This is a genomic window from Actinoplanes italicus (assembly GCF_003001815.1).
Lineage (GTDB): Bacteria > Actinomycetota > Actinomycetes > Mycobacteriales > Micromonosporaceae > Actinoplanes > Actinoplanes italicus.
In genome coordinates this window covers 13,613-40,489 of the sequence record NZ_PVMZ01000030.1, presented here as the reverse complement: position 1 = coordinate 40,489, position 26,877 = coordinate 13,613, and the positions used below count along the sequence as shown (strand labels likewise).

General features: G+C 70.4%; 27 protein-coding genes and 1 riboswitch. Of the genes, 14 read left to right on the top strand and 13 right to left on the bottom strand.

Features of this window, described 5'->3' with window-relative positions; genetic code table 11:
* Nucleotides 1–55: 55 nt before the first annotated feature.
* Nucleotides 56–697, top strand: coding sequence for a sensor domain-containing protein (locus CLV67_RS44840; protein ID WP_106329997.1), 642 nt, complete (start codon nucleotides 56–58; stop codon nucleotides 695–697).
* On the opposite strand, the gene CLV67_RS44835 is transcribed toward CLV67_RS44840, so the two are convergent.
* From CLV67_RS44835 to CLV67_RS44825, 3 genes are read right to left on the bottom strand one after another with little or no spacing between them, the layout of a single operon-like run.
* Nucleotides 621–1,877 (bottom strand): RNA polymerase sigma factor, encoded by a 1,257-nt coding sequence (locus CLV67_RS44835; RefSeq protein ID WP_239166358.1) that lies wholly within the window; start codon nucleotides 1,875–1,877, stop codon nucleotides 621–623. The two genes, CLV67_RS44840 and CLV67_RS44835, sit on opposite strands and share 77 nt — an antisense overlap.
* Entirely contained in the window at nucleotides 1,862–2,203 is a 342-nt protein-coding gene (locus CLV67_RS44830; protein WP_106329995.1) for a YciI family protein, read from the bottom strand. Before CLV67_RS44830 ends, CLV67_RS44835 begins: the two co-directional genes overlap by 16 nt.
* The gene (locus CLV67_RS44825; RefSeq protein WP_106329993.1) at nucleotides 2,200–2,670 is read right to left on the bottom strand and encodes an SRPBCC family protein; all 471 of its coding nucleotides are present in this window, start codon (nucleotides 2,668–2,670) and stop codon (nucleotides 2,200–2,202) included. Before CLV67_RS44825 ends, CLV67_RS44830 begins: the two co-directional genes overlap by 4 nt.
* An 83-nt stretch (nucleotides 2,671–2,753) precedes the next feature.
* On the opposite strand from CLV67_RS44825, the gene CLV67_RS53990 reads away from it, so the two are divergent.
* Complete coding sequence (locus CLV67_RS53990; RefSeq protein WP_239166359.1) at nucleotides 2,754–3,887, top strand: GNAT family N-acetyltransferase; 1,134 nt, start codon at nucleotides 2,754–2,756, stop codon at nucleotides 3,885–3,887.
* A 125-nt stretch (nucleotides 3,888–4,012) separates the two neighbouring features.
* Here the strand turns inward: CLV67_RS53990 and CLV67_RS44810 are convergent, their stop codons facing one another.
* From CLV67_RS44810 to CLV67_RS44785, 4 genes are all read right to left on the bottom strand, one after another.
* Complete coding sequence (locus tag CLV67_RS44810) at nucleotides 4,013–4,486, bottom strand: NUDIX domain-containing protein (RefSeq protein WP_239166360.1); 474 nt, start codon at nucleotides 4,484–4,486, stop codon at nucleotides 4,013–4,015.
* Between the two features lie 1,020 nt (nucleotides 4,487–5,506).
* On the bottom strand, nucleotides 5,507–5,992 hold the full coding sequence (locus CLV67_RS44795) for a cupin domain-containing protein (protein ID WP_106329991.1): 486 nt from the start codon (nucleotides 5,990–5,992) through the stop codon (nucleotides 5,507–5,509).
* A 10-nt stretch (nucleotides 5,993–6,002) separates the two neighbouring features.
* Nucleotides 6,003–7,055, bottom strand: a complete 1,053-nt coding sequence (locus tag CLV67_RS44790; RefSeq protein WP_106329989.1) for an NAD(P)-dependent alcohol dehydrogenase — start codon at nucleotides 7,053–7,055, stop codon at nucleotides 6,003–6,005.
* A gap of 3 nt (nucleotides 7,056–7,058) precedes the next feature.
* Nucleotides 7,059–7,526, bottom strand: a complete 468-nt coding sequence (locus tag CLV67_RS44785) for a DUF4334 domain-containing protein (protein WP_106329988.1) — start codon at nucleotides 7,524–7,526, stop codon at nucleotides 7,059–7,061.
* A gap of 79 nt (nucleotides 7,527–7,605) precedes the next feature.
* Nucleotides 7,606–7,819: riboswitch (cobalamin riboswitch) on the top strand.
* A 122-nt stretch (nucleotides 7,820–7,941) separates the two neighbouring features.
* Here CLV67_RS44785 and CLV67_RS44780 point away from each other — a divergent pair.
* Together CLV67_RS44780 and CLV67_RS44775 are read left to right on the top strand one after the other, a co-directional pair.
* Nucleotides 7,942–10,296: a ribonucleoside-diphosphate reductase subunit alpha gene (locus tag CLV67_RS44780; RefSeq protein WP_106329986.1), complete on the top strand. Its 2,355-nt coding sequence runs from the start codon at nucleotides 7,942–7,944 to the stop codon at nucleotides 10,294–10,296.
* Complete coding sequence (locus tag CLV67_RS44775) at nucleotides 10,296–11,291, top strand: ribonucleotide-diphosphate reductase subunit beta (RefSeq protein WP_106329984.1); 996 nt, start codon at nucleotides 10,296–10,298, stop codon at nucleotides 11,289–11,291. Before CLV67_RS44780 ends, CLV67_RS44775 begins: the two co-directional genes overlap by 1 nt.
* Before the next feature lie 50 nt (nucleotides 11,292–11,341).
* Here CLV67_RS44775 and CLV67_RS44770 read toward each other — a convergent pair whose 3' ends face one another.
* On the bottom strand, nucleotides 11,342–12,355 hold the full coding sequence (locus tag CLV67_RS44770) for a hypothetical protein (protein WP_106329982.1): 1,014 nt from the start codon (nucleotides 12,353–12,355) through the stop codon (nucleotides 11,342–11,344).
* A gap of 97 nt (nucleotides 12,356–12,452) precedes the next feature.
* On the opposite strand from CLV67_RS44770, the gene CLV67_RS44765 reads away from it, so the two are divergent.
* From CLV67_RS44765 to CLV67_RS44745, 5 genes are all read left to right on the top strand, one after another.
* Nucleotides 12,453–13,064 carry a TetR/AcrR family transcriptional regulator gene (locus tag CLV67_RS44765; RefSeq protein ID WP_170154241.1) on the top strand — a complete coding sequence of 204 codons (612 nt, stop codon included), beginning with the start codon at nucleotides 12,453–12,455 and terminating at the stop codon, nucleotides 13,062–13,064.
* A complete protein-coding gene (locus tag CLV67_RS44760; RefSeq protein WP_106329978.1) occupies nucleotides 13,061–13,564 on the top strand; it encodes a hypothetical protein in 504 nt (167 codons plus the stop codon). The genes CLV67_RS44765 and CLV67_RS44760 overlap by 4 nt, the downstream gene beginning before the upstream one ends.
* Nucleotides 13,565–13,694: 130 nt before the next feature.
* The gene (gene ligA / locus CLV67_RS44755; protein WP_106329976.1) at nucleotides 13,695–15,701 is read left to right on the top strand and encodes an NAD-dependent DNA ligase LigA; all 2,007 of its coding nucleotides are present in this window, start codon (nucleotides 13,695–13,697) and stop codon (nucleotides 15,699–15,701) included.
* 50 nt (nucleotides 15,702–15,751) lie between these two features.
* Nucleotides 15,752–16,045: an ArsR/SmtB family transcription factor gene (locus CLV67_RS44750; protein ID WP_106329974.1), complete on the top strand. Its 294-nt coding sequence runs from the start codon at nucleotides 15,752–15,754 to the stop codon at nucleotides 16,043–16,045.
* A gap of 2 nt (nucleotides 16,046–16,047) precedes the next feature.
* Complete coding sequence (locus tag CLV67_RS44745; RefSeq protein ID WP_203737148.1) at nucleotides 16,048–16,434, top strand: VOC family protein; 387 nt, start codon at nucleotides 16,048–16,050, stop codon at nucleotides 16,432–16,434.
* A 499-nt stretch (nucleotides 16,435–16,933) separates the two neighbouring features.
* On the opposite strand, the gene CLV67_RS44740 is transcribed toward CLV67_RS44745, so the two are convergent.
* The 4 genes from CLV67_RS44740 to CLV67_RS44720 all read right to left on the bottom strand — a co-directional run bounded on the left by CLV67_RS44740 (nucleotide 16,934) and on the right by CLV67_RS44720 (nucleotide 19,742).
* The gene (locus tag CLV67_RS44740; RefSeq protein WP_239166361.1) at nucleotides 16,934–17,245 is read right to left on the bottom strand and encodes a hypothetical protein; all 312 of its coding nucleotides are present in this window, start codon (nucleotides 17,243–17,245) and stop codon (nucleotides 16,934–16,936) included.
* 505 nt (nucleotides 17,246–17,750) lie between these two features.
* A complete protein-coding gene (locus tag CLV67_RS44730) occupies nucleotides 17,751–18,428 on the bottom strand; it encodes an SPRY domain-containing protein (RefSeq protein WP_106329970.1) in 678 nt (225 codons plus the stop codon).
* A gap of 1 nt (nucleotide 18,429) precedes the next feature.
* The gene (locus CLV67_RS44725) at nucleotides 18,430–18,909 is read right to left on the bottom strand and encodes a sigma-70 family RNA polymerase sigma factor (RefSeq protein ID WP_106329968.1); all 480 of its coding nucleotides are present in this window, start codon (nucleotides 18,907–18,909) and stop codon (nucleotides 18,430–18,432) included.
* An 8-nt stretch (nucleotides 18,910–18,917) separates the two neighbouring features.
* Entirely contained in the window at nucleotides 18,918–19,742 is an 825-nt protein-coding gene (locus tag CLV67_RS44720) for an alpha/beta hydrolase (RefSeq protein WP_239166362.1), read from the bottom strand.
* 4 nt (nucleotides 19,743–19,746) lie between these two features.
* Here CLV67_RS44720 and CLV67_RS44715 point away from each other — a divergent pair, with 4 nt between their 5' ends.
* The 3 genes from CLV67_RS44715 (at nucleotide 19,747) to CLV67_RS44705 (ending at nucleotide 23,172) form a co-directional block, all read left to right on the top strand.
* Nucleotides 19,747–20,706, top strand: a complete 960-nt coding sequence (locus CLV67_RS44715; protein ID WP_239166363.1) for a GlxA family transcriptional regulator — start codon at nucleotides 19,747–19,749, stop codon at nucleotides 20,704–20,706.
* Nucleotides 20,707–20,868: 162 nt separating this feature from the next.
* The gene (locus tag CLV67_RS44710) at nucleotides 20,869–22,101 is read left to right on the top strand and encodes a DJ-1/PfpI family protein (RefSeq protein WP_239166364.1); all 1,233 of its coding nucleotides are present in this window, start codon (nucleotides 20,869–20,871) and stop codon (nucleotides 22,099–22,101) included.
* Nucleotides 22,102–22,173: 72 nt separating this feature from the next.
* Nucleotides 22,174–23,172, top strand: coding sequence for a GNAT family N-acetyltransferase (locus CLV67_RS44705; protein ID WP_106329966.1), 999 nt, complete (start codon nucleotides 22,174–22,176; stop codon nucleotides 23,170–23,172).
* A gap of 288 nt (nucleotides 23,173–23,460) precedes the next feature.
* On the opposite strand, the gene CLV67_RS44700 is transcribed toward CLV67_RS44705, so the two are convergent.
* Nucleotides 23,461–24,735 (bottom strand): alpha/beta hydrolase, encoded by a 1,275-nt coding sequence (locus CLV67_RS44700; RefSeq protein WP_239166365.1) that lies wholly within the window; start codon nucleotides 24,733–24,735, stop codon nucleotides 23,461–23,463.
* Between the two features lie 134 nt (nucleotides 24,736–24,869).
* On the opposite strand from CLV67_RS44700, the gene CLV67_RS44695 reads away from it, so the two are divergent.
* On the top strand, nucleotides 24,870–26,093 hold the full coding sequence (locus CLV67_RS44695; RefSeq protein WP_106329964.1) for a sensor histidine kinase: 1,224 nt from the start codon (nucleotides 24,870–24,872) through the stop codon (nucleotides 26,091–26,093).
* A 7-nt stretch (nucleotides 26,094–26,100) separates the two neighbouring features.
* Entirely contained in the window at nucleotides 26,101–26,745 is a 645-nt protein-coding gene (locus CLV67_RS44690; protein ID WP_106329962.1) for a response regulator transcription factor, read from the top strand.
* Nucleotides 26,746–26,877 lie beyond the last annotated feature (132 nt).

The window sequence follows — 26,877 nt, the reverse complement described above, 5'->3', positions numbered from 1 at the left end:
GAAGGGGAAGCCTGCCATATCCACAACGGACTCCCGCGTGAATAGCGTCTACGGCATGACGACGACGCAGCTCGAACCGGTCCTCACACCCGCCCCGGTCGCCCGTGTCCTGCCCCGGCTGGCCGCCGACACCCGCTACGTCCTGACCGGCCTTCCGCTGGCGGTGGCCGCCGTCGTCGTCTGTGCCACGGCGATGTCCGCCGGGCTCGGTCTCGCGGTGCTCTGGGTGGGCGTGCCACTCACCTTCTTCGCCCTCATGCAGGCCCGCGGTTTCGCCGCCACCGAGCGCGAGCGCATCGCCGGGGTCCTGGGACGAGAGATTCAGAACCCCTCATATCGTACGTCTGAAGTGTCCCGCCTCCTGCCGCGTCTCTGGGCCGTGCTCATCGACGGGCAGACCTGGCGCGATCTGGCCCACGCCACCCTGCGCTGGATCCCGAGCACGATCGCCTTCACCGTCGTCGCGACGTGGTGGGCCGGCATCCTCGGCGGCCTGAGCTGGGTGCTGTGGGGCTGGTCGCTGCCCGACGGCGACCGCGAGCTGCCCGAGCTGCTGGGTTTCGGCGACGCCTACCTCACCAACGTCGCCTTCTACGCCGCGATCGCCGCTTTCCTCGTGGTCACCCTGCCGGCGGTGGTCCGGAGAGCGGCCCTGTTCGAGGCCCGGTTCGCCGAGAAGCTGCTGACCGCTCGGTGAGCAGGCGCCGCTCGGCCTCGGTCGGCGCCAGGTCCACGGCCCGGCTCAGGCTCTTCGCGGCCTCGTCGGCCCGTCCGGCCCGCACCAGCAGCTCGGCGCGGGTGGCGTGCAGCAGGTGATAGCCGTCAAGACCGTCGATCGTGTCCACCAGCGCCAGCCCGGCCTCCGGTCCGGAGGCCATCGCCACCGCGACCGCCCGGTTCAGCTCGACCACCGGCCCCGGCGCGACCGTCCGCAGCACGTCGTACAACCCCACGATCTGCGGCCAGTCCGTCTCGTCCATGCTCGGCGCGGTCGCGTGACAGGCCGCGATCGCCGCCTGCAACTGGAACGCCCCGGCCCGCCCGCGACGCAGCGCCCGCTCGACCAGTGCCGCGCCCTCGTCGATCCGTCGACGGTCCCACCGCGACCGGTCCTGTTCCTCCAGGGTCAGCAGCTCGCCGTCCACCCCGGTCCGGGCCTCGCGGCGGGCGTCCTGCAGCAGCATCAGCGCGAGCAGGCCCAGCGCCTCCGGCTCGTCCGGCATCAGCACGGTCAGCGTCCGTCCGATCCGGATCGCCTCCACCGACAGCTGCTCCCGGCCCGACCAGCCCTCGTTGAACAGCAGATACAGCACGTGGAGCACTGCCGACAGCCGCTCCGGCAACAGGTGCCCCGGCGGCACCCGGAACGGTATGCCCGCCTGCCTGATCCGCTGCTTGGCGCGGAACAGCCGCTGGCCGAGGGTCTTCTCCGGCACCAGGAACGCCCGCGCGATCTCCGCCGTGCTCATCCCGGCGACACTGCGCAGGGTCAGCGCGACCTGCGCCTCGACGTTGAGCGCCGGATGACAGCAGGTGAACATCAGCTCGAGGCGCTCGTCCGGGATGTCGGCGTCCCCGGCGTACGGCGGAGGCACCGGTTCCATCGCCACCTCCCGCAGCTTCTCCCGCTCCACCCCGGCACGCCGGATCCGGTCCAGCGCACGACGGCGCGCCACGGTCGTCAGCCACGCGAGCGGCTGGTCCGGGACACCGTCGGCCGGCCACACCCGCAACGCCTGCGCGAACGCGTCCTGCGCGCACTCCTCGGCCAGATCCCAGTCACCGCCGGTGAACCGGATCATCGTGGCGACGATCCGGCTCCACCCGTCGGCGTAGATTCCGGCGATGGTGTCGTCCATCGTCAGTCGACGCCCCACGGCCACACCGGACGCAGCTCGATCGCGCCGGTCCAGGCCATCGGGTGTTTCGACGCCACCTCGATCGCCTGGTCCAGGTCCTCGCACTCGAGCACGTCGAACCCGCAGATCACGTCCTTGGTCTCGGTGAACGGCCCGTCCGTGACCAGTACCTCCCGGTCCCTGACCCGGACCGTGGTGGCGGCGCTCGACGGCCTGGTCCGGTCACCCATGAGCCGGATGCCCTTGCCGTCCATCTCACCGGCCCAGTCGTCGACCTCCGGCTTGCCGTCGTCCTGCCCCGGCGTGAACTCGGGATCGATGCAGACCAGCATCAGGTACTTCATCGTGCAACCCCCGTCATCGCGTTGATCGTGGACATCATGTTGCTACAGAGGACCGTGAGCCGACCCTCGATCGGGCCGCCCAGCCGCGCGCCGGTCACACCCGGCCCGTGCCGGAACGACTGCCGGACGATCGTGGTGCCCGGCGTGGTGCCGCCGGACAACTCGTACCGCCACGACGACCCGGTGGCCCCGTTGCCGTCGAGCACGTCCCACGCGAACACCTCGGGCTCGCGTGCCTCCGTGACCAGGCACGTGACCGTGCTCTCGAACCCGTTCGGGAACCGGTTCGTCCCGGTGAACCGCGCACCCGTGACCGGCCCCGGCGACTCGTCGCACCAGCGGCCACCGGTCGCCTCCGGGCTCCACTCGCCGATCCGGTCGACGGCCGTGACCAGCTCCCACACCTGCTCCGGTGGTAGCGGCACAACGAGTTCGACCGTCACTCCCGTACCCGTCACCAGGTCCATGTCCCTGTTTCTCGTATCTCTCACACCGGCATGACGAACGGGCGGGGCGGTCTACTACACGTCTGGCGAATAAAGTTTTCCGGGTGACCGAGCCGACCGCAGTGACCGTCCGCCCGATGACCGCCGAGGAGTACCAGCAGTGGCAGCACGAGCTCGCTGTCGGCTATGCCGCCGAGAAGGTCAGAGCCGGTAACTGGCCGGAGGAGGGCGCCTACGACCGTGCCCTCGCGGACAGCGCGTCCCGCCTGCCGGACGGCCTCGGGACCGAGGGCATGCTGCTGCTGGCCGGCGAGGTCGACGGGTCGCTCGTCGGCCGTCTGTGGATCGGGCTCACCCACCCGGCCGGGGTCGCCGACTGCGCGTTCATCTACGACATCGACGTGATCGAGGCCCGCCGCGGTGAGGGGCTGGGCCGGGCACTGCTCACCGCCGGTGAGGAGGCGGCCCGAGCGCGCGGGGCGGCCGCACTGGAACTCAACGTGTTCGGCGCCAACCCGGTGGCCGCCGAGCTCTACCGCACCTCCGGCTACCGGGTCGTCTCCCAGCAGATGCGCAAGGACCTCCGCAAGGACGCCGACGCACCGGTCGCGGCGGCGCCGGAGGCCATCCGCCGGGCGGCCGCCGCCTACGACCGGGCAGCCTTCGCCGGTGACCCCGGCTCGCTGACGGGCGCCGAGCGCGATCTGGCCACGCTGGAGGCGGACCTGTACCTGTCCCGGGCGAAGCTGGCCCACGCCCGCCTGATCACCGGAACCGGCGACCACAGCGAGGAGTCCAGCCTGCTGGACCGGGCGCTCACGCTCTACCGGGGCATCGGTGACGTACGCGGCGAGGCTGAGGCACTGTGCTGGATCGGGATCTACCACCAGTTCGTGCTGAACGACGATCCCGCGGCGCTGCCGTACCTGCGCCGCGCGGCCGATCTGGCCCCCGACCCGCTGCTGCGCTCCTACGCGCTGCGGCACCTCGGCATCGCCGCCCACCACGCCGGCGACCTGCCCGAAGCCCGGGCCCTGCTGGAGGAGTCGACGACCTTGCGGCGAGAGGCGGGCTTCATCATCGGCGTCGCCGCCAACCTGGTCGGCCTGATCTACCTAGCCGCAGCCGAGGGCCGCGACACCGCCCCCTTGATCACCGAGGCGCGGGAGCTGGCCACCGAAGCCGGAGCGACCAGCATCCTGGCCCAGGTCGAGGAGGCAGCCGCGCAGGCGGCTTAGGCAGCCGCGCGGGCGGCTTAGGCGGCCGCGTCCAGCCTTTCCCGCCGTCCGCGGCCTGTAACCCGTTCTCTTTCCCGGCTTCGTCAGGCGGCCTCGTTCGCCTCTGACGCGGCGTCGTTCGCTTCTCACGCGGCCTCGTATCCGTCCTCCAGGTAGGCGCACCCGCCCGCCGGCAGGACCCGCACCGCCGCGGCGATCCGCCGGGCCAGCAACGGCAGCAGCCGCTCACCGGCCTCTGCCGCGGTGCACCAGGCCCATCCCCGCAGCTCCTCAGCGGGAACCCGGATACCAGCGGTCTCCTCAGCCGAGAGGACACCACCATCAAAGATCAACATCAACCCTTCGGTACGCCCATCGCGCGCCGGAACCCAGTCGGTGACGAGCAGCCGCCCCACCGGCACGGAAAGCCCCAGTTCCTCCCGCAGCTCCCGCCCGGCCGCCGCCCGAGGCGACTCGTCGGCCTCGACGCAGCCACCGGGAACCTCCCAGTGCGACTTGTACGTCGGCTCGACCAGCAACACCCGCTCCCGCTGATCGCGAAGCAGAACGCCGGCTCCTATCCGCTTACGGGGCAACGTAGCCGTCCAGTCCACACTCACCACCCCAACCTAGGCACCATCCGCCACCAGTTCACCGCCGTCCGCCGCGACCGGCGCCGCCCGCCGTCCGCCGTCCGCCGTCCGCCGTCCGCCGTCCGCCGTCCGCCGTCCGCCGTCTGCCGTCTGCCGTCTGCCGTCCGCCGTCCGCCGTCTGCCGTCCGCCGTCTGCCGTCTGCCGTCTGCCGTCCGCCGTCTGCCGTCTGCCGTCTGCCGTCTGCCGTCTGCCGTCCGCCGTCCGCCGTCCGCCGTCCGCCGTCCGCCGTCCGCCGTCCGCCGCCCGCCGCCCGCCGTCCGCGGCCCGCGGCCCGCGGCCCGCCGATCTTGTGGGGTTGTGCCGTCGGCGTAGCCGGATCCTCACAAGATCTGGGAGGGTTGTAGTCAAACACCGACCGCCGACCGCCGTCCTGCCCCGCTGCTTGTTGCGCTTGCCGCCGCCCACGCGTTGTCTGCGCCGTTTGCGGTCCGCTGCCTGCCGATCTTGTGGGGTTGTGCCGTCGGCGTAGCCGGATCCTCACAAGATCTGGGAGGGTTGTAGTCAAACACCGACCACCGACCGCCGACCGCCGACCGCCGACCGCCCCCTCCCGACTGCCGCTCGCCGACCGCCCTCTCCCGACCGCCGACCGCCCCCTCCCGACCGCCGACCGGAAGGGGCGGTCTGAACTTGTTCGGTTTGGCCGTGGAGGCGACCCGAACCTCACAAGATCCGCAGATGGGTGGGTGGCGCAGGATCGCCGCTCGTCTGGATGGACAGATCTTGTGTGGCGGCTGCGGCTCGGCGAAGTCGCCGATCACATCGGCAGGCGCCGTTGTGGATATGGGTGCTGGTGGTCGTTGGGGCAGTGATTTGCCCACCAGGCCGCCACAAGCGGATATCGCCGGTGACAAGGGACCAAGATCCTGGTGCGTGGGTGCGTGGGTGCGTGGGTGCGTGGGTGCGTGGGTGCGTGGGTGCGTGGGTGACGGTGGCTGAGGGACGTGGCCGGGACGGCCGGCGGGGTGGCCGGCCGTCGCGGGTGGTCAGTCCAGCCAGTAGTTGTCGTGTTCCAGGTAGAACGCGGCCTTCTCCGAGTCGCTCATCGTTCCGATGTCGGCGAGGCCCTCGAAATAGCCCTCGCGCGGCGCGCCCGGCGAGAAGTGCAGCAGCATCGAGGCGGGTTCGCCGGAACGGTTCTTGAAACCGTGGATGCCGCCGATCGGGACGTGCACCCAGTCGTGCGGCTGGGCTTCGATCCAGCGTGTTCCGTCGTAGATGCTCATCACGCCGGACAGGATGTAGAAGGACTCGCTGATCGTACGGTGGAAATGGGGGTCGGGTCCGGTGACGCCGGGCCCGCATTCCCAGCGGTAGAGGCCGAAAAGTCCTCCGGTCGAGGCCCCGCTGGACAGATAGTGGACCTGGGTGCCGTTGTTCGGATAGACGAAGTCGGGGGCCGTGCCGGCCGGCCGGTAGACCGCGCTCTTCTCCCCGTCGTCCCCGTGGTATTTCGGCGGCGGATATGTCATGGATCTATGTCTACCCGAAGGTCAGCACCGGTTTGACGACTTTGCCCGCCGCGGCGTCGGAAGCGGCGGTCTCGATGGCGTCGAACGGGTATTCGGTGACCAGCCTCTCGACGGGCAGGCGGCCGAGCCGGTGCAGGTCGACGAGCTGGGGCAGGAATGTGGCGGGTGCGGCGTCGCCCTCGATGACGCCGCGGATGCGCAGGCCGTTGTACATCACGGTCATGATGTCGATCTCGGCCTTGCCCCCGAGGCCGACCAGGGCGAGGGTGCCGCGGCGGCGCAGCAGGCCGAGGGCCTGGGCGATCACGTCGGCGCGGCCGGTGGTGTCGATGGCGTGGTCGGCGGTCTTCGGGTCGGTGCCGAGGGCGGTGCTCGTGGCGCCGAGGGACACGGCGAGTTCGCGGCGGGCGGGGACCGGGTCGACGGCGATGACCTCGCAGCCGAGGGAGACGGCTGCCATGACGGCGGACAGGCCGACACTGCCGGCGCCGAAGACGATGACGGTGTCGCCGGGGGCGGGGCGTAGCACGTTGAGGACGGTGCCGGCGCCGGTCTGGACGCTGCAGCCGAGCGGCGCGGCCACGCTCGGTGACAGGCCGGCGGGCATCCGGACGATGTTGCTCTCGTAGGCCAGGACGTGGGTGGCGAAGCTCGACTGGCCGAAGAAGTTGCCGAACACCCGGTCTCCGCCGCTGCTGAGCGGGCTGCTGCCGTCAGCGCGGGTGCCACGCATGTTGAGGTCGCTGAGCAGGCAGTACGCGGGATGGCCGCCCCGGCACAGTTCGCAGCTGCCGCAGCTGCGGTAACTGAGCGCCACGGTGTCGCCGGCCGCGACCGAAGTGACCGCGTCGCCCGCGGCTTCGACCACGCCGGCGCCCTCGTGGCCGAAGACCATCGGGGAGATCCGGGCCGGCCAGCGGCGGCGCATGGTCAGGTCGGTGTGGCAGATGCCGGCCGCGGTGATCCGGACGAGCACCTCGTCGGAACGGGGTGGTTCGAGGTCGATGTCACGGATGGTGAACGGCCCGCCGGCCGTTTCGACGAGGGCCGCCCGGATACGCATCGGTCACTCCCGATCGAGGACGAAGTAGTAGTGCCGGCCGTTGTCGAGGACGCCCTTGCCGTTCATCACACCGAGCAGGGTGTCGTCGTCGATCCACTTGAAGTGGTCGAGCACCGGCTGTCCGTCGTAGACCATCGTCGCGGTCGGCTCGCCGCGGAACTCGACGGTCCACAGGCTCGCGCCGCCCTTGGCGCGTTCCAGGTCGTCGAAGAGCTCGCCGTTCTCGTCGCGGCAGACGAGCGGGGCGACATCGGTGTACGAGGTGAACCGCTTGCCGTGCCAGCGGATCTTCGGCAGGTAGCCCTCGAAGCGGTGGCCGCTGGTGAACTCGCTGCCTTTCCAGGAGCCGAGGATGTCGTCGGGGCGGGCCGGTGGCAGGGCCGCCCACAGTCCGTCCAGCTCATCGATCGTGGTCTGTCCGCCGGTGGAGCGGATCTCCGTGATGCGGGTTCGAGCTGCTGTGGCGTCCATGGCCGACCCCTCTTATTGGCGTTCCGCCAATATAAACGACACGCCATGTGGTGTCGACGGTCGCGAGGAGCGGCCATATATAGTGCCTTTCGCAGCTGGTTCGGCCGCGTCCATCAGGGCGTGTCCGAGGCAAGAGGGAACCCGGTGTGAATCCGGGACTGCCCCGCAGCGGTGAGTGGGAACGACCGCCGTCAGGAAGCACTGGGCCTTCACGGGCCTGGGAAGCGACGGCCAGTAGGTGGCGTCAAGCCGTGCCCATGAGTCCGAAGACCTGCCAGCGCGCCGTACGCCATCGTGGTGTCCGGCGGTCGAAGGCCGCGTGGGACGGCCGACGCCGGATGTGTCCTCGCGGCCGTGTGCCCGGGGATCGTTGGTGTCTGCCTCCACGCGCCGAGCTCGCGAGGAGAGAGCAGGCATGACACTCACGCCGCAGAAGTCGGGCGTGCCGGAGCAGCGCAGGCACGTGATGCAGGTGCGCAAACGCAACGGCGACCTGGTGCCGGTGGACGTCAACAAGATCGTCAAAGCGGTCGAGCTGTGGGTCGCGGACCTCGACGAGGTCGACCCGCTGCGGGTGGCGACCAGGACGATCAGCGGACTGTACGACGGTGCGACCACCGCTGAGCTGGACAAATTGTCGATTCAGACGGCGGCCGAACTGATCGGCGAGGAACCGCAGTACTCCCGCCTCGCGGCCCGGCTGCTCGCCGCGTACGTCGGCAAGGAGGTTCGCGGGCAGGGCGTCGAGAGCTTCAGCCAGTCGATCCGCTTCGCGCACGGCCTCGGCCTCATCGGCGACGAGACCGCGGCGTTCGTGGCCCGCAACGCCCGCAAGCTCGACGACGCCGTCGACCCGGACGGTGACCGGCGGTTCGAGTATTTCGGGTTGCGCACTGTCGCCGACCGCTACCTGCTGCGCCACCCCACCGGCCGCGTCGTCGTCGAGACGCCGCAGTACTGGCTGCTGCGCGTCGCCTGCGGGCTGTCGCGGAACGCGAACGAGGCGATCGGCTTCTACCGCCTCATGTCGAGCCTGGCCTATCTGCCCAGCTCACCGACCCTGTTCAACTCCGGCACCCGGCACACCCAGATGTCGTCGTGCTTCCTGGTCGACTCCCCGAAGGACGAGCTCGACTCCATTTACGAGCGTTACCACCAGGTCGCGAAACTGTCGAAGTTCTCCGGCGGAATCGGCATCGCCTGGTCGCGGATCCGCGGTCGCGGCGCGCTGATCCGGGGCACGAACGGGAAGTCGAACGGCATCGTCCCGTTCCTGAAAACGCTCGACGCGGGTGTGGCGGCGGTCAATCAGGGCGGCCGGCGCAAGGGTGCGGCCTGTGTCTACCTCGAACCGTGGCATCCGGACGTCGAGGAGTTCCTGGAACTGCGCGACAACACCGGTGAGGACTCCCGGCGTACCCACAATCTGAATCTGGCCAACTGGATCCCGGACGAGTTCATGCGCCGGGTCGAGGCGGACGCCGAATGGTCGCTCATCGACCCGTCGGACGCCCCGGAACTGCCCGATCTGTTCGGCGAGGCCTTCGACGAGGCCTACCGCGGGGCGGAGAAGAAGGCGGTCAAAACCATCAAGGCACGGGATCTGTACGGGCGGATGATGCGCACGCTCGCACAGACCGGCAACGGGTGGATGACGTTCAAGGACCGTTCCAACGCGTTGTCGAACCAGACCGGTGAGCCGGGCAACACCATTCACCTGTCGAATCTGTGCACCGAGATCCTCGAGGTCAACAGCGACGACGAGACGGCGGTCTGCAACCTGGGATCGATCAATCTCGGCGCGCACGTCGGCGCCGACGGTGTCGACTGGGTCAGGCTGCGGGAAACGGTCCGCACGGCGGTCGTCTTCCTGGACCGGGTCATCGACATCAACTATTACCCGTCGGCGCAGGCCGCCGCGTCGAATCCGCGCTGGCGGCCGGTCGGGCTCGGGCTGATGGGCCTGCAGGACGCGTTCTTCCGGCTGCGCCTGCCGTTCGACTCGGCCGAGGCTCGCGAACTGTCGACCCGCGTACAGGAGGAAATCCTTCTCACCGCCCTGGAGGTGTCGGCCGATCTCGCCGCGAACCACGGAGCGCATCCGGCGTACGCCCAGACCCGTGCCGCCAAGGGTGACCTGCATCCGGACCTATGGAACGCACCGATCTCGCAGCCGGACCGCTGGAATGCGCTGCGGACCCGGATCGCCGGGCACGGCCTGCGCAATTCCCTGCTCGTCGCGATCGCGCCGACCGCGACGATCGCCTCGATCGCCGGCGCCTACGAGTGCATCGAGCCGCAGGTGTCCAATCTGTTCAAACGCGAGACGATGTCCGGCGAATTTCTTCAGATCAATACCTATCTGGTACGGGAACTGAAGTCCCGGAATCTGTGGACCGCCGGCATCCGGGAGCGGATCAAGCGCGCCGAGGGGTCGGTGCAGGGCATCACCGAGCTGCCCGAGGACGTGCGGCAGCTGTTCCGTACCGCCTGGGAACTGCCGCAGCGAGCCCTGATCGACCTGGCCGCCGCGCGGGCCCCGTTCATCGACCAGTCGCAGTCGCTGAACCTCTTCATGGCGGCGCCCACCATCGGCAAGCTGTCGTCGATGTACCTCCACGCCTGGAAAGCCGGACTGAAGACCACCTATTACCTGCGGTCGCGCCCCGCGACCCGGATCCAGCAGGCCACCGTGTCGCTCATTCCCGAGCTCACCCCGGCTGAGACCTGCTCCCTGGAGAACCCCGAATCGTGTGAGGCCTGTCAGTGATGCTGCTCGACCCCGGAATGGACCTGACCCTGCGGCCGATGAAGTACCCGCACTTCTTCGACCGCTTCAAGGACGCCATCAAGAACACCTGGACGGTGGAGGAGGTCGACCTGCACTCCGACCTCGCCGATCTGGCCCGTCTGAGTGACGCCGAGAAACACCTGGTGTCGCGGCTCGTCGCGTTCTTCGCCACCGGCGACACGATCGTGGCGAACAATCTGGTCCTCAACCTGTATCAGCACGTCAACTCGCCCGAAGGCCGTCTCTATCTGTCGCGGCAGCTCTTCGAGGAGGCCGTGCACGTCCAGTTCTATCTGAACCTGCTCGACACCTATGTGCCCGATCTCGACGAGCGCGCGGCCGCGTTCGCCGCCGTCGACAACATCCCGTCGATCGCGCGCAAGGCCGAATTCTGCTTCAAGTGGATCGACTCGGTCTTCGAGCTGCGCCGGTTGGAGACCCGTGAACACCGGCGGGCTTTCCTGCTCAACGTGATCTGTTTCGCCGCGTGCATCGAGGGCCTGTTCTTCTACGGCGCTTTCGCGTACGTCTACTTCCTGCGCTCCCGCGGCGTCCTGCAGGGTCTCGCGTCCGGGACGAACTGGGTGTTCCGCGACGAGAGCATGCACATGGCGTTCGCTTTCGACGTCGTCGACCAGGTGCGCGCCGAGGAGCCGGATCTGTTCGACGCCGAGATGGAACGGCAGGTGCGCGACATGCTCGCCGAGGCCGTCGAGTGCGAGGTCCAGTTCGCCGGGGACCTGCTCGAACAGGGCGTCTCCGGGCTTTCGCTCGGCGACATGCGCGAATACCTGCAGCACGTGGCGGACCGGCGGCTCGCCGCGCTCGGCATCGACCCGATCTACGGCAGTAAGAATCCGTTCGCGTTCATGGAGTTGCAGGACGTCCAGGAGTTGTCGAACTTCTTCGAGCGCCGCGTTTCGGCGTACCAGATGGGGGTTTCGGGTTCTGTCGGTTTCGACGAGGATTTCTAGGTAGGCAGCGGGAAGCGGCCGCCCCGAGAGGCGGCCGCTTCCCTTTCCGGTCAGACCGTGACCGGCTCGGTTTCCCGCGAGGCCGGTCCGGCGGCAACCGCAGCCGGCCGCCGGCGGGCACGCAGCGCGCTCGCCACGCAGAGCAGGGCGCCGAAGGCGAGCCAGGAGAGCAGGACGACGACCGCGTGCGTGGCGCCGGCGCCGTCGAAAAAGGCGGTCGAGCGCAGCAGCGACCCGCCGGCGCCCGGCGGCAGCAGCTGGCCGAGCTCGCCGGCCCAGCCGGGCAGCATCTGCGGGGCGCTCGACACACCCGACAGCGGGTTGCCGACCAGCATCATCACGGCGGCGCCGAGACCCAGACCGGCGGTGCCGAGCAGTGACTCCAGGCCGAGCAGGGTGAGCGCCGTGGCGCCGATGCTCAGCGCGATGCCGCCGGCGTTGGCCGGATAGTCGCCTTCGAGCGAACCCAGCCAGTACTGCAGGATCGCGGCCATCGCCAGCCCGCCGGTGATCGCGAAGGCCAGGGCGCCGGCCACCCGGCGGCCGGTGCCGCGAAGATGTGCGGTGAGCAGGGCGGCCGCCATGATCCCGCCGATCACCAGGGGGAGGGCGCCGGCGGCCAGGCCCGCACCGCGCGGATCGTCGGCCGGCAGCGGCACGAGGTCACGCGCCGCCACCGCGGGCGACTCGCCCTGTGCCAGACCGGCGGCCAGTGCCTGGAGGGTCTGCGCCACCGGGGCGCTGGCCGCCGAGGCGGTGATGACCTGGGGTTTTCCGCTGGTCAGATCGATGGCGCCGTACGCCTCGCGGTCGCGGACGAGCTGCTCGGCGGCAGCCGTGCCGTCGACGGCGGTGACCTCGAACGCACCGGGCAGGCGCTGTTCCAGGGCCGCCGTGACCTGCTGGACGGCCGGGGCGGGCCCCGCGACGGCGATCGGGATGTCGTGCACCGTGGATCGCACGGCCGGCCAGGCGAAGGCGGTCAGCAGCACGCTGATGATGACCGTGAGCAGCCCGACCGTCGCGGCTACCTGCGGCCAGGACGACGGTTTGTCGCTGGTCATGTCGACTCCCTGTTTTAAGAGAACGGTTGTTCGTTTTCGAGAGTCCTCCGAGTTCTGTCGTTTGTCAAGAACGACCGTTCGTTTTAACTTAGGACGCATGCCACGTATCACCGAGTCGCACCGGGCCGAGCGCCGCGCCGAGATCCTGGCCGCGGCCGCCCGGCTCTTCGCCGGCAACGGATTCCACGCCACCTCGATGGCCGGGATCATCACCGAGTCGGGCCTGTCGGCCGGTGCCGTCTACAGCTACTTCCGGAGCAAGGAGGAGCTGATCGGGGCGGTCGCCGACCTGGTCATGTCCACCGCCGACGAGGTCTTCGCCGGGTTGCTGGCCGGGGACGCCGTCCCCTCGCCGGCGGACGTGGCGAGCGCGATGGTCGAGGGCATCACCGCGCAGCTCATCGACGATCCGGAGATCGGCGTCGACCTGACTCGCCTGGCCGTTCAGGTGTGGGCCGAAGCACTCCGCAACCCCGAGGTGCTCGCCCGGGTCTCCGGCGTCGTGGTCCGGCTCCGCGGACACTGCGCCGAGGCCGCGCGGCGCTGGCAGGAGGCGGGGAACCTGCCCGTCGACGCCGTACCCGACCAGGTCGGCGCGGCCATGCTGAGCCTGGTCCAGGGCTACATCCTCCAGCGACTGCTGCTGCCGCCCACGTCCGCGCCCGAATACGTGGCGGGAGTGCGGGCGCTGCTGCTCCCGGCGTCGTGATCCCGGTCTGGCTGCTCGACGTGGACGGCGTGGTCAACGCCTTCCGCGCCGGCTGGTACACCGGCCCTCGCCTGGTCCAGGTCTACTCGGCGGCCGACGACTACCTCTACCGGATCCGGTACGAGCCACGCGTGCTCGAAATGATCCGCCGAGTCCATGAGGGCGGGCTGGCCGAAGTAACCTGGTGCTCCACGTGGTGTGGCGACGCGACCGCGCTGGAACAGGGTCTCGGGCTGCCCGAGCTGCCCCGCGCGTTCGCCTCGACCGCCGCCGGGGAAGCCGCCTGCCAGGCGAAAGCCGCCGCTGCCCGCCGGGTGATCGCCTCCGGGCGTCGCCTGGTCTGGACCGACGACGTCGAGATCGCCCACCACGCCGGCGAGTGCGGGACCTGGACGGCCGACGGGCGGGCGCTGGTCGTGGCTCCGAACGAGAGCCGCGGTCTGCGCCCTCGCGACCTGCGCCGCATCGAGGAGTTCCTGGTGCGGCCGGACCTCTCCTGACCCGTCGGTGCTTCTCGCTTCTCCTGACTCTGTCGGTCGTGCCGCGGCCCGTCGCGTGATCGCGCTGAGGGCGGGCAGGTGGGCGATGGAAGGCGCAAAATTTGTCGGACCCTGGCCGTACCCTTCGGGCATGGTCAATCGTTCACCGGAAACATCCGCCTTCGCCGGCCGTGCCGAGTTCGACGAGGCGGTGGAGCAGGCTCGCGGCGCCGCCCAGGCCTATTACGACACCGGCGACGCGGTGATGACCGACGCGGATTACGACGAGCTGGCCGACCGGATCGCGGCGTCGGTCGCGGCGCATCCCGAGTGGGACGACCGTGGCGTCACCACCGCAGTGGCCGCGGGGGCCTCTGCGGGCGGCGACGTCCGGCACCCGACCGCGATGCTGTCCCTCGACAAGATCAAGACGCCGGAGGAGGCCGACGCTTTCGTCGCCACGCTCGGCGGTGACGGCTGCCTGGTCGAGGTGAAACTCGACGGCCTCGCCATCCGCGCCGAGTATGCCGACGGCAGGCTCACCCTTGCCGCGCTGCGCGGTGACGGCGCCACCGGTGAGGACGTGACCGCCCAGGTGCGGCGTGGGATCGCCGGTCTGCCGTCCGAGCTGGCCACGCCATGGAGCGGCGAGGTGCGCGGCGAGGTCTACATGACGGTCGAGGACTTCGAGGCGGCCAGCGCCAACCGGGTCGCTGCTGGCGGCAAGGCGTTCGTCAACTCGCGGGGTGCGGTGGCCGGGGCGATCCGCAGCATCGACCGGGCCTACGAGGCGCCGATGACCTTCGCGACCTATGAGATCACCGGTGACGGCATCGACCCTGCCGGCACCCACCTCGGCCGGATGGACAGGGCCCAGGAGCTCGGTTTCCCGGCCGCCTGCCGGCTGATTCCCGAGGTCGCGGGCGAGTGCTTCACCGCCGAGCAGGTCAACGCCGCCATCGAGGTGATCGGCGGCAGGCGTGCGGCGCTGGTCTTCCCGATCGACGGCGCGGTGATCAAGGCGAATGCCGAGTCGACCCGGCGCCGCCTGGGCCTGGCGAGCCGCACGCCCTACTGGGCGGTCGCCTTCAAATACCCGCCGGACACGGCGTCCACCGTGCTGCGCGACATCGAGGTGCGGGTCGGCCGGACCGGGCGGATCAGCCTGCGCGCCATCATCGACCCGGTCGTGGTCGGTGGCACCACGGTCACCAGGGCCACCCTGCACAATCCGCAGTGGGTCGCCGAGCAGGGCCTCGCCCTGGGGCAGACCGTCGCGGTGTGGCGGGCCGGTGACGTCATCCCCCGGGTGACCTCACCGATCGGTGAGCAGCCGCACGGCCTCACCCCGTGGCTCGCACCGGAGTTGTGCCCGCAGTGCGGCGAGGCGTGGGACAAGTCCTCCCTGCTCTGGCGCTGCCACACCGCGTCGTGTGCGGCCGCGAACGCGCTGGCCTACTGGTGCAGTCGCGAGGCCCTCGACGTGGACGGCGCCGGCGACTCGTTCTGTGACGCGGTGATCGAGGCCGGGCTGGCCCGCAACGTGGCCGACCTCTACGCGCTGACCGCCGACGACATCGCCGAGCTGCCGGTCGGCAAGACCACCGCCGGGGGCACGGTCATGCTCGGCCGTTCCAACGCCGAGCGGATCATCGCGGGCCTGGAGGCCAGCAAGCAGCAGCCTTTCAACCGGGTCGTGACCGGCCTCGGCATCCGGATGACCGGGCGCAGCGTCGGCCGCTGGCTGGCCGCCCGCTTCAAGTCGATGGAGGCCCTGCGGGCCGCCTCGGTGGAGGAGATCGCCGAGATCGACAAGATGGGTCTGATCAAGGCGCAGCACGTGGTCGACGGCCTGATCGCGATGAGCGACGTGATCGACCGCCTCGCCGGCCACGGGCTCACCATGCGGGTCGTCGACGACGGCGGGGCGAAACCGCTGGCCGGCCAGACCTACGTGGTGTCCGGCTCGGTTCCCGGCTACACGCGCACCACGGTCAGCGAGCGGATCGAGGCCCTCGGCGGCTCGGCCAGCAGCAGCGTGTCGGCGAAGACCACGGCGCTGGTCACCTCCGAGACCACCACGAGCAAGGCCAAGAAGGCCGCCCAGCTCGGTATCCCCGTCATCGAGCCGGAGGAGTTCGCGCGCATGCTCGCCTGACGGTTCGTCGCTCCTTGACATGCAAGTGGTGACTTGCCTATGAAGGTTCTGTGGGTGAGGGAGCCGATCTGTTCAAAGCGCTCGGCGACGCTACCCGGCGCATCATCCTGGACGAGTTGACCGAGCGTGACAGCCAGACCCTGTTCGAGATCTGCGGCAGGCTGACCATGAAGCACGGGCTGGCCTCCTCGCGGCAGGCCATCTCGCAGCACCTGGCGGTGCTCGAGGAGGCAGGTCTGGTGCACACCCGGCGACAGGGGCGATACAAGTTTCACCATCTCGACACGAGTCCGCTGCGGGCGATCGTCGAGCGGTGGCCCGCACGGCGAGAGGAACCGAGTTAATGATCCGCGTCAAACTCACCAGCGTGTGGGTGGACGACCAGGCCAAGGCGCTGGCGTTCTACACCGGGAAGCTGGGCTTCATCAAGAAGACCGACGTGCCCACGGGCGACGCCCGCTGGCTGACCGTGGTGTCACCCGCCGACCCGGACGGGGTCGAGCTCCTCCTGGAGCCTGCGGGCCACCCGGCGACCAAACCGCTCAAGGACGCCCTGGTCGCTGACGGTATCCCGTTCACCCAGTTCGCGGTCGACGACGTTCACGCGGAGGTCGAGCGGCTCAAGGGGCTGGGCGTCGTCTTCACGCAGGACCCGATCGACTACGGCCCGGTGGTGACCGCCGTCCTCGATGACACTTGCGGCAACCTGATCCAGCTCGCCGCGATGAAATAGCCCTCGACCCTGGCCCGGCCGGCCGCCGTCTGTCGGTTGGTCGGCTCGGGCGTTTGTCGGTTGGTCGGCTCGGGCGTCTGTCGGTTGGTCGGCCCGCGCGTCTGTTGCATGGTCGGCTCGGGCGTCTGTCGCATGGTCGGCCGCCGTCTTTCGCCTGGCTGGCTCGCCGACCCGAGCCGGGTGCCTTGGCGGGGTCCCTGATATCGAGCTCGGCCTGGGCCTCCTCTGCAGCTCGGACCCGTCGGTCTTGGCCTGGCCATTCGCCTTGAATTGGCTTGCGGCCTTGGATTGGCTTGCGGCCTTGGATTGGCTTGCGCCCTTGGATTGGCTTGCGGCCTTGGATTGGCTTGCGCCCTTGGATTGGCTTGCGCCCTTGGAATGGCTTGCGCCCTTGGAATGGCTTGCGCCCTTGGAATGGCCGTTGGCCCGGACCTTTGACCGCCATGACTCGAGCGTCGGTGCCGAGCCGGGCCGCTGGGTCAGGGACGCTTGGCGACGGTCAGCAGGATGACGCTGCCCTGCAGAGCGTCGAGCCGACGCGGCGCGTCCGGGATGACGAGCAGTTCACCGCTGGAGGCGTCGGCGCTGTCGTCGCCCGCGCTGAGGCGGACCCGGCCACGCAGTACTTGCAGGGTGGCTTCGCCGGGCTCTCGTGGTCGCCGAGACTCTGTCCGGGGGCCAGGGCGATGAGGGACTGGCGCAGGATCGCGTCGTGGCCACCGGGGACGGTGTGCGCGCTGCGGCCGGCTGGTGGGGTGCGGGCGGCGGCGAGGTGCTGCTCGACGAGGTCGGCGAGCGACGTCTTCTGCATCCGAGGCGAGGCCTTTCACGGATGGAGGGGTAGGCCGGTCAGCCGTGGGTGGCGGGCCCTCCCAGCCGGGGCGGTGGGGCGCAGGCCGGCGCGATGGGGGGCGCCGGCCCGCGCGCGGGCCGCGGGAGCGGTAGACGACGTAGGGGCGGGTCAGGTTCCGGATCAGCGCAAGACGGGAAAATCGCCCTGGCGACGACCCGCGCCCGGGGTGGTGCCGGCCGAGGTGGCCGGGGACCTCGGGCCGCGTCTCCTCGGCGCGGCCGAGTGCGGGACTGGCGGGTGGCCGCCTACGAGGTCGTCGACGGCGTGACCGTCGATTCCTGCCGAGCTGGAGAGCCGGTGGCTCGACGCGCTTGCGCCGGGTCATGCGCCGCACCACGGTGACCTGCGCCGCGACAACGTCATCCGGGAACCCGGCGGCCGTTTGCGGATCGTCGACTGGACGCATCCGTGGGCGGCGCCCGGATGGATGGACCCGGGCCGGTGACCTGCCTGGTCGTCCGGTTCAGGCGGGGGTGAGGCCCACGGCGACCGCTTTGAGTTCCTCGGCGGGGACCTGCGTGTTGGCCTCGATCGTGATCACCGAGAGGTCGGTGGCCATGATCACTACGCCGTAGCCTTCGGCCTTTCGCGTGAGGTGGGCGGTCCCGGCCGGAACGCTGAAGGTCTCGACGGGGGTACTGCCCGCCGTCGATCGGTTCGCCAGGGTGTTCAGGAGGATGGCGGAGCCCTGCCCCGGGGACTGTGGGAACGGCCGTGACACGGTGATCCACAGGTAGGAGCCGCCGTTGGCCTTCTCGAAACGGCGTGTCGACTGCATCACGGGGGTGTCCAGCGGGCCGGCCGGTCGGCCGTCGGTGACCTCTTCGCCGTCCTGCGAGATGATCAACGTACTGCTGCTCAACCGCGGGTCGAGCGTGATGCCGTCCGGGACGAAGCCGATCCGGTAGCGCTCAACGTGGCCGATCACCACGGGCGCCGGGCCGAGCACGGTGGCAGGCGCTGGCGGTGCCGGTTCATGTGGCCGGGCGACCGCGAAGACGCCGCCGGTGACCGCGAGAACCGCGCAACTCGCGACGGTCAGCCGGAAGGCCCGCCGACGGCGGACACCACGCTGGACCCGGTTCAGGAACTCCTCCGTCACGGGGAGATCGAAATCGGTCGTGGACAGGATTTCCGGCATGTCAGCCCTCCGCCGTCATCTGGGTACGAAGTGTTGCGAGGCCCCGGGACAGGTGGGACCGGACCGTCGCCGCGCTGCAGCCGATCGCCGCGCCGATCTGGTCGTCCGGCAGATCGGCCAGGTAGCGCAGCGCGATGGCGGCCCGCTGCTGCGGCGGCAACCCGGCCAGCAGCTGGTGGACGTGCGCCGCGTCGTCGACCGACGTCAGCGCGGTGTCCTCGCGTGCCCGGTCCGGAACCTCCGCCACCGGAACGGGACGGCGGCGCCTGCGCTCGTTGAGGAACAGGTTGACCATGGTGCGCTGCGCGTACCCGACCGGATTGCCGTCCTTGCGCACCCGCGACCAGGCCAGCCCCACCCTGATCAGGGTTTCCTGGGCCAGATCCTCGGCCGCGGCCCGATCCAGCGTCAGGGCGTTGCCCAGCCGCAACAGGCCGGCGGCGCTCTGCCGCAGGAACGTTTCGAACCCAGGACCTCTCATACCTATGACTACACGCCGGGACCTCGGATCTGTTGAGTGGTTCCGGCAACGACATCGAAAGCCTGTCGTACGGCGGCGCGGGACTCGTCGGTGTGGTCGAGCATGTCGAAACCGTGCCGCCCGTTCGGCGCGTCGACGATCGTCAGGTCGGTCCCAGCGCCGCGGGCGGCCACAACGAACGCCTCGACCCCCTGGGCAACCTCGGGCCGTTCCCGGCCGGCCCGCGTCAGGACGATCTTGAGTCCGGGAGCACCTGTGCCCACAGCCTCGACCGGCCGGAACGCCGGGTCGACGGTCCAGCCCGGCGGCGGCATCAGCAGCGGGTATGTCGCGGCCACGCAGCGCAGCCACGGCGGCGGGGTACGCAGCCAGTCGGCGAGCAGCAGGCCGCCGCCGGAGAAGAACCAGATGGCGATACGGTCCGGATCGACCTGCGGAAGATCGCGTACGGTGCGGACCGCCGCGGCCACGTCGGCCGCCGCCGGATAGGCGATGAGGTCGTGGAGACGGTGGTCGACGGTCACACCGACCATCCCGCGGGCGGCCGCGAGCGAGCCGTAACCCCGGTACACCGGCCAGTCGCGTGGTGTCGGGCGCAGCTCCGCCGGGACCGGACCGCCGTGCACGAAGACGATCGCCGGGCTCTGACCGGCGGCTTCCGGCAGATACACGTCGAGGGCGCCCCGGCGGTCCAGCGTGACGGCGTCGACCGGGAGGACGAACGGCTGCAGGTGATCGGGAAGAGGAATCCCCGGAGCGTACGGCTGCCGGATCCGTCCGGTCGACGGCCTTTCCGGCCCTCCTGCCAGGCATGGCAGATCGCTTACCGTCATTGCCGTGAGCAGCGAAGACCGTGGAAGTGGACGAGTGGTCGTCCTGGTGATGCCCGAGGTGAACCTCCTCGACCTGGGCGGCCCGGTGCAGGCCTTCGACGCGGCGGCGCAGCGGGGCGCGGGTTACCGGCTGGAGTTAGTCGCCGCCGAACCCGGCGAGGTGTCCTCGGCGCAGGGACTGCGGCTGGCCGGGCTCGGCCCGCTGCCCGGCGTGGCAGCCGGCGACCTGGTGCTGATCCCGGGACCGCGGTTGCGGCCGCCCGGACCGGTGGTCGCGACCGCCGTGACCGCCTGGGTGCGGGATGCGGTCCGGGCCGGAGCGCGCGTCGCGTCGGTCTGCACCGGTGCCGCCGTGCTCGGAGAGGCGGGTCTGCTCGACGGGCGGCGGTGCACCACGCACTGGTCGCTCGTCGACCTGATGCGTGTGCGGTACCCGGCTGCCCGCGTGCGCGACGCGGTCCTGTTCGTCCACGACGGCCCGGTCAGCACCAGCGCCGGCATCGCCTCCGGGATAGACCTCGCGCTGTCGCTGATCGAACGCGACCACGGACCGGCGCTGACCGCCGCAGTGGCCCGCGACCTGGTCGTCTACCTGCGGCGGGACGGTTCGCAGCGGCAGGTGAGCCCGTTCCTCGAACATCGCGGTCACCTCCATCCGGGCGTGCACCGGGTCCAGGACCATCTGGCCCAGCACCTGGACGAACCACACACGCTTGCAGGCCTGGCCCGCGTGGCGAACCTGTCGCCGCGCGGCCTGAGCCGGGCGTTCACCGCGGCCGCGGGCTGCACACCTCTGGAGTACCAGCAGCGGCTGCGACTCGAGCTGGCCGCTGGTCTGCTGGCCGAGACGACGCTGACGGTCGAGTCGGTGGCCGCCCGGTGCGGGTTCCGCGACGCCCGCCACTTCCGGCGGCTGTACAGCAACCGGTACGGCATGCCGCCGTCCGCGAGCCGGGCGGCCTGACCGTGCGGCGTGCCGTGTCGAATTTGCTGGGTGCCGCCTTGGCGGCCGCCGTCCTGGGCGGGATCGCCGTCGGCGGCGTGACCTTCACCATGCGAGAGCTACCCCACCAGCGATGAGAAGGGCGAATGGCCGGCGCCCCGGAGCGTGCCATCCGGATCGACCGTGGTCGCGGTCGTGCTCGGAACCGGCGGTTCGGTGGTCAGCGACGCGCTGCTGCCCTACGAGGCGTTCGCCCGTGCCTCCGGATTCTTCGTCTACACGGTCGCCGGGCAGCGGCGGCCGGTGCCGCTGTCCGGCGGTCTGCGGGCCGTGCCGGAGCACACCTTCGACACCGCGCCCGAGCCCGACGTCGTGGTCGTGCCGGCGGTCGTCCATCGGGAGCAGGCGCTCGAGGGGTGGCTGCGCGGCGCGGCCGGGCGAGGAGCGTACGTCCTCGGCGTCTGCGCCGGAGCCGAGGTCGTGGCCGGAGCCGGACTGCTGGCGGGACGCCGGGCGACGTCGTTCTGGCAGCGCCTCGGAGCGCTGCGGCGCGGCTTCCCGGGCACCACCTGGATCGCGGGGGAGCGGTTCGTGGAGGACGACCGGATCCTCACGACGGCCGGTGTCACCTCCGGCCTGGCCGGCTCCCTGCGCCTCATCGAACTGCTCGCCGGCCGGGCTGAGGCGATCAGGATCGGACAGGAGGTGTCCTACCGCGACTGGACACCGGGCACGAGCACCCGGATCCCGGGGCAGAGCCTGGCCGTGGCCGACCTCCCGTACGCGATGAACGCCGCCTTTCCCTGGCTGCGCCCGACCGTCGGCATCGGCCTGACCGACGGTGCCGGCGAGATCGACGTGGCCGCGGCCTTCGAGACCTACGCCGGAACGTCGTTCACCGCCCGTGCTGTCCCGATCGCCGGCAGGTCGGCCGTGACCACGCGCCACGGCCTGCTGCTGATCGCGCTCCCGACCGGCCCCGGCGCGGACCGGGGTGGCCGGCAACCGGCAGCCGACGACGCCTCGTTGGATCGCCTGATCGTTCTCGACGCCGGTCACGCCGGAGCCGAGCTGACCGCGTGGGGTGCCGATCGCGGCCTCGACATCACCGCCCCGAACGCCGGACGGCGGCCGGAGGAGTTCGCGTTCGACCCGCTGCTGCGGGATCTCGCCGAGCACGCCGACCGTGCCACCGCCCGGACAACGGCGAAGTTCACCGAACACCCGGCCGGTCACCTCGACCTCACCGGAGCAGCATGGCCGTGGCGTTCGACTCTGCTCGGACTCGCCGCCCTGACGTTGGCCGTAGGTATCGGTATGCTCCCGAACCTGATCAGATCCAAGATGCTCTCCAGACGACTCGAAGTGGTGCGGCCGGCCATCGGTTGCCGATCCCCGGAAGGGACACCCGGGTGACCTTGACGGCTCGCGATCGATCGATGACCTGATCGGGCATCGTGGTTCATGGGTGGTCGGTAGTCTCGCCGGATGGAGATCAGGAGGCTGGCGACGTTCGATGGCCCCGAGGCGGCCGCCTGGTACGACGCGTGGCGCAGCGGCGCGACCGCGGACCGGTATGCCGCTCTGGTCACGTCCCGGGACAGCCAGCTGAAGTCGCTCGCCGCGAACGCCACCAACCCGAACCGGCACCGGGAGGCCTGGGGCGCCTGGAACGGCGACAGCTGTGTCGGCGGGATGCTCGTCGAATGGGCGTTGCAGGAGAACCTGCACCGCGCAGAGATCGACATCGCGGTCCCGCCCGCGCACCGCCGCCGGGGTGTCGGCGCCGCCCTCTGGACCGCGGGCCTGAACCGGGCCCGAACCACCGGACGCGACACCGTGATCGCCGAGGTACACGTTCCACGAGGACGGGAACTGGCTGGCTGGCCGGGCGGCCGCTTCGCCCTCGCCCGAGGTTTCGGGTCGGCGCTCGCCGAGGAGCGGATGGTGCTCGACCTGCCCGTCGCCGAACACGTGCTGGCCACGCACGACCTCGCTAAACCCGGCTATCGGGCCGAGACCTGGCATGGCCCGATGCCGCCGGGCAGCCTGGCCGCCCTCGCCGACCTGACCAGCGAGATGGCCACCGACGTTCCGACCGGCGAGCTGGACGTGGAAGCCGCCCGCTGGGACGCCGAACGCCTCGGCACCAACCAGGAACGTCTCACCACCATCGGGTACGCGCTGGTCACCACCGTGATAACCACCGACTCCGGTGAACCGGCCGGATACACCCAGCTGCTCGTGGACGCCGACGGCATCCACGTCCACCAGGACGACACCTACGTCCGGAAGGCACACCGCGGCAACCGGCTCGGCGCGTTCGCAAAGGCTCGCAACGTACGCGAACTCGTCAGCCGGCACACACGGACCCAGCACATTCACACCTGGACCGCCTCGACCAACGACGCCATGCGAACGATCAACGAGAGCTTCGGCTTCCGCCCCGTCGAGGTGACCCACAACATGGAGTCGTCCGGGCACTGACCGGCATGACGACGCGCTGGCCCTTGCTCCCGCAGAGTCCGCCGTTTTCCTGGACTGTCTGGGCCGTGCTCCCGCAGGGTTCGCCGTTCTGCTGGACTGTCTGGGCCGTGTTCCCGCAGGCTTTGCCATCTCGCTGGACTCGCTGATCCGACAGTGCGCCTGTCTGGTCGCAGCCCTCGGCTTCATCGGAATGGCCGGTGTGAGGGGCGATCCTCTCTGGTCGATCGGTGATGCCGCATGGACGACGGGGCCTGCCCCAGCGGGCGAGCAACTCGAAAGCGTCGATGATCATCGGGAGTTCGCCTCCGTCTGAGCTGCCGGGTCTGCCCAGCCGACAGGCTCGCCGGCGACGAATGCTGACGTGAGAGCGCCTGCGACGAGACGTGATGCGGCAGCGCCGGTGGCGGGTGACGGCGAGGGGATGCCTATGACTATGTCGGCGATGGCCGGTAACGCTGACGCGCCGGGCACGAAGTAGCCGTCGTGACCCTCGACGTCGTCGCACGGCAGCGGGAGGGCGCCGAACTCCGGGTCGGATGGCAGGGTGCCGTGGCCCATGCCGAGGAACCGCACGCCTGGAACTCGCCGGATCCAGTCGTCGGGAGCGGCGCAGGCCCATACGCGGGCGGAGGTGTGGAGTGCAGACCTGTCGGCGACGCCCATGCCGGGGCTGCCGATCGCGACCATGTCGGTCACCCGTCCGCTGAGGTGAGGCGCGGCGAGCCCGGCCACGGTGGACCCGTAACTGTGGCCCACGATGGCGACGGACCGGTCGGGACGCCCGAGCAGCAGACCGTCGACGAACCGGGTGAGTGCCTCGGCGCCGGCAGCCGCCCTGTCCTCGCGGACCACCGCGACGCCCATGCCCTCGGGCGGGTCGTAACCCAGCCAGGCCACCACGGCGGCCCTCGCACCTGGATCGGCTGCCTGGATCCGCTCCTGGAGCCGGCGGGCCTGCCATCGTGGCGACCGGCGTTCGACATCGCCGAGCCCGTTGTCGAAATTGGCTACCTCGGTGTCCGCACCGGGGATCAGGATCACCACGCGGTCGGCGGTGTCGAGGTCACCGAGGACCTCGACGACACGGCCGTCGGCGTGGTCGTCGAACGCCAGGATCTGCCGGTCGGCCGACTGCGGGAACCGCGCGGCGTTGGCGGTGTAGCGCAGGGCCGTCGGTGCGCCGTCGAGGTTGCCGACGATCTCCGGATGGCTCCGGGCCAGTATCGCGGCCTCGTCTGACGAGACCCGGGCGAAGAATGCCGAGACCTCGGCGGGTGTGGTGGTGAGTGGGTCCGGTGGTGAGAGCGGGTCGGCCAGCCAGGCGTGCACGACCGCCGGGCTGGGAGGTGCCACCGCCCGCGGCCGTCTGAACAGGGGGACGGCGGCAGGTTGCCCCGGCAGGGGTGGTCTGAGCAGGGTGATCGGAGCGCCGAGCGATCCGGGAGGGAAGGCCGTCGCATCGTGCGGCATCGGCAGGCTCAGGCCGCACACGGCGAGGCCGGTGAGGCCGGCGAGAGCGGCGGTCATGCGGGCGTTCCGGGACTTGATCAGGGCGTGGGGCATGCCATTGAGCCTGGCCACAATCGGCCGTGGACACAGTCGGGCAGGCATGCGGCTGATGGTTCGGTTATCCGAACCAACCTTCCTAGTGCTGGCACCATCGCGCCCGAGGACCCACCGGGGCATGCTGAACCGCGATGAAGAGGATATTGGCCCCGATCTTTGATCGCCGCTCACGCCAAGGGCTGGGATATCTGCTGCTGGTCGCCCCGATCGACCTGATCAGCGGCATCCTTCTCCTGCTCGGTGGGGTGCTCGGCGCGGTGTTGCTGCTGACCCCGCTCGGTGCGTGGCTGCTGGCGGCGGTGCTGCGTGGTGCCGCCGGTCTCGGTGCGAGACGGCGTGAGCTGGCGGCCCGCCTGCTCGGTGACCGGGTTCCCGCGCCGGCACGGCTACCGGTGACGGGCAAGGGCTTTTTCGGCTGGCGGCGGGCGGTTCTCAGCGACCCGGTCGGCTGGCGTGTCCTGGCCTACGCGTTGATCAAGCCGCCGCTGGCGGTGGTGTCCCTGGCGCTGGCCGGTGGCTTCTATCTGTATGGCTTGATCAGCCTGATCTACCTGCCGTTCTACGAGGGCGAGTTCGGCGCGGAGGCCGTCGCCATCATGGTGACCAGCGTGATCCTGCTGCTGCTCGGCCCGTGGATGGTGCGGTCCGTGCTCGGCGTCGAGCGTCTGCTGATCCGGGGACTGCTCGGGCCCAGCCGGGCGAGCCAGCGGATCAGCGACCTGCAGGATTTTCGTGATCGCGCGGTCAACGACGCCGACATCACGCTCCGGCGACTCGAGCGCGACCTGCACGACGGCACCCAGGCCCGGTTGATCGGTGTCGGGATGCATCTGGCCATGGTTCGCGAGCTCGTTACCGCGCAGGCGTCTCCCGACCGTGTCGTGGCGGCGGTCGACACGGCGCAGGCGACGCTCGCCACCGCCGTCGCCGAGCTGCGCGACCTGGTGCGCGGCGTTCATCCGCCGGTGCTCGACAGCGGTCTGGACGCGGCGCTGGCCACCGTCGCGGCCGGCAGCGCGGTGCCGGTGACGGTCGAGACCGACCTGCCGGGCCGACCACCTCCGGCATTGGAGAGCATCGCCTACTTCACGGTGTGCGAGCTGCTGACCAACGCGGGCCGGCACAGTGGCGCCCGCAACGCTTCGGTCCGGGTCGATCTGCGTGACGACGTCCTGCACCTGCGGGTGCACGACGACGGACAGGGTGGAGCCCATCCGCGGGCCGGTGGCGGGCTCGCCGGGCTGACCGAGCGGGTCCGGGTGGTCGACGGCGGTTTGTCGATCGACAGTCCGCCGGGTGGCCCGACGACCGTGACCGTGGAGATTCCCTGTCCGGCACCGATGGAGAGGCGGTAACACCCGGATGCGCATCGTCATCGCCGAGGATTCCGCGATCCTCCGTGAAGGGCTCGCCCAACTGCTCACCATGCGGGGGCACGAGGTGCTGGCCACTGTCGTCGACGTTCCGGCGCTGTTCGAGGCGGTCGCCGTTCAGCCGCCCGATGTGGCGATCGTGGACATCCGGCTTCCGCCGAGCCACACCGACGAAGGGCTGCGGGCCGCGATCCGTCTGCGGCGGGAGGTGCCCGGGACGGGGGTGCTGATCTTTTCGCAGTACGTGGAGACGGCTTTCGTCGCCGAGTTGCTGGCCGGTGGGTCCGAGGGGGTCGGCTACCTGCTGAAGGAGCGCGTGGTTCAGCTGGACGACTTCGTCGACGCGCTGGATCGGGTCGCGGCCGGCGGCACGGCGCTCGACCCGCAGGTGGTCAACCAGTTGTTCGGCCGCAGCCGGAACCGTGACCTGCTCACCGAACTGACCCCACGTGAACGGGAGGTGCTCGACCTGATGGCGCAGGGCCGCTCGAACACGGCCATCGCCGGCGCGATCCGCGTCAGCGAGCGGGCCGTCGAGAAACACGTGACCAACATCTTCGGCAAGTTCGACCTGCCACCGTCCGACGCCGATCACCGACGGGTCCTGGCGGTGATCCGCTATCTCCAGAACTGAGAGGGCAGGCGCCCGGGCCGCCGCATCCGCGACTGGGAGGGCAGGCGCCCGGGCCGCCGCGTCCGCGACTGGGAGGGCAGCCGCCCGGACCGCCGCATCCGCCCGTGTGCCGGCGCGACGAGAACGGCTACG

What these genes read in the sequence shown, in the direction of transcription:
- CLV67_RS44840 (WP_106329997.1), top strand. Translation starts at nt 56, where the DNA reads ATGACGACGACGCAGCTCGAACCGGTCCTCACACCCGCCCCGGTCGCC.
- CLV67_RS44830 (WP_106329995.1), bottom strand. Translation starts at nt 2,203, where the DNA reads ATGAAGTACCTGATGCTGGTCTGCATCGATCCCGAGTTCACGCCGGGG.
- CLV67_RS44825 (WP_106329993.1), bottom strand. Translation starts at nt 2,670, where the DNA reads ATGGACCTGGTGACGGGTACGGGAGTGACGGTCGAACTCGTTGTGCCG.
- CLV67_RS44795 (WP_106329991.1), bottom strand. Translation starts at nt 5,992, where the DNA reads ATGACATATCCGCCGCCGAAATACCACGGGGACGACGGGGAGAAGAGC.
- CLV67_RS44790 (WP_106329989.1), bottom strand. Translation starts at nt 7,055, where the DNA reads ATGCGTATCCGGGCGGCCCTCGTCGAAACGGCCGGCGGGCCGTTCACC.
- CLV67_RS44785 (WP_106329988.1), bottom strand. Translation starts at nt 7,526, where the DNA reads ATGGACGCCACAGCAGCTCGAACCCGCATCACGGAGATCCGCTCCACC.
- CLV67_RS44780 (WP_106329986.1), top strand. Translation starts at nt 7,942, where the DNA reads ATGACACTCACGCCGCAGAAGTCGGGCGTGCCGGAGCAGCGCAGGCAC.
- CLV67_RS44775 (WP_106329984.1), top strand. Translation starts at nt 10,296, where the DNA reads ATGCTGCTCGACCCCGGAATGGACCTGACCCTGCGGCCGATGAAGTAC.
- CLV67_RS44770 (WP_106329982.1), bottom strand. Translation starts at nt 12,355, where the DNA reads ATGACCAGCGACAAACCGTCGTCCTGGCCGCAGGTAGCCGCGACGGTC.
- CLV67_RS44765 (WP_170154241.1), top strand. Translation starts at nt 12,453, where the DNA reads ATGCCACGTATCACCGAGTCGCACCGGGCCGAGCGCCGCGCCGAGATC.
- ligA (WP_106329976.1), top strand. Translation starts at nt 13,695, where the DNA reads ATGGTCAATCGTTCACCGGAAACATCCGCCTTCGCCGGCCGTGCCGAG.
- CLV67_RS44740 (WP_239166361.1), bottom strand. Translation starts at nt 17,245, where the DNA reads ATGCAGAAGACGTCGCTCGCCGACCTCGTCGAGCAGCACCTCGCCGCC.
- CLV67_RS44730 (WP_106329970.1), bottom strand. Translation starts at nt 18,428, where the DNA reads ATGCCGGAAATCCTGTCCACGACCGATTTCGATCTCCCCGTGACGGAG.
- CLV67_RS44725 (WP_106329968.1), bottom strand. Translation starts at nt 18,909, where the DNA reads ATGAGAGGTCCTGGGTTCGAAACGTTCCTGCGGCAGAGCGCCGCCGGC.
- CLV67_RS44720 (WP_239166362.1), bottom strand. Translation starts at nt 19,742, where the DNA reads ATGACGGTAAGCGATCTGCCATGCCTGGCAGGAGGGCCGGAAAGGCCG.
- CLV67_RS44705 (WP_106329966.1), top strand. Translation starts at nt 22,174, where the DNA reads ATGGAGATCAGGAGGCTGGCGACGTTCGATGGCCCCGAGGCGGCCGCC.
- CLV67_RS44700 (WP_239166365.1), bottom strand. Translation starts at nt 24,735, where the DNA reads ATGCCCCACGCCCTGATCAAGTCCCGGAACGCCCGCATGACCGCCGCT.
- CLV67_RS44695 (WP_106329964.1), top strand. Translation starts at nt 24,870, where the DNA reads ATGAAGAGGATATTGGCCCCGATCTTTGATCGCCGCTCACGCCAAGGG.
- CLV67_RS44690 (WP_106329962.1), top strand. Translation starts at nt 26,101, where the DNA reads ATGCGCATCGTCATCGCCGAGGATTCCGCGATCCTCCGTGAAGGGCTC.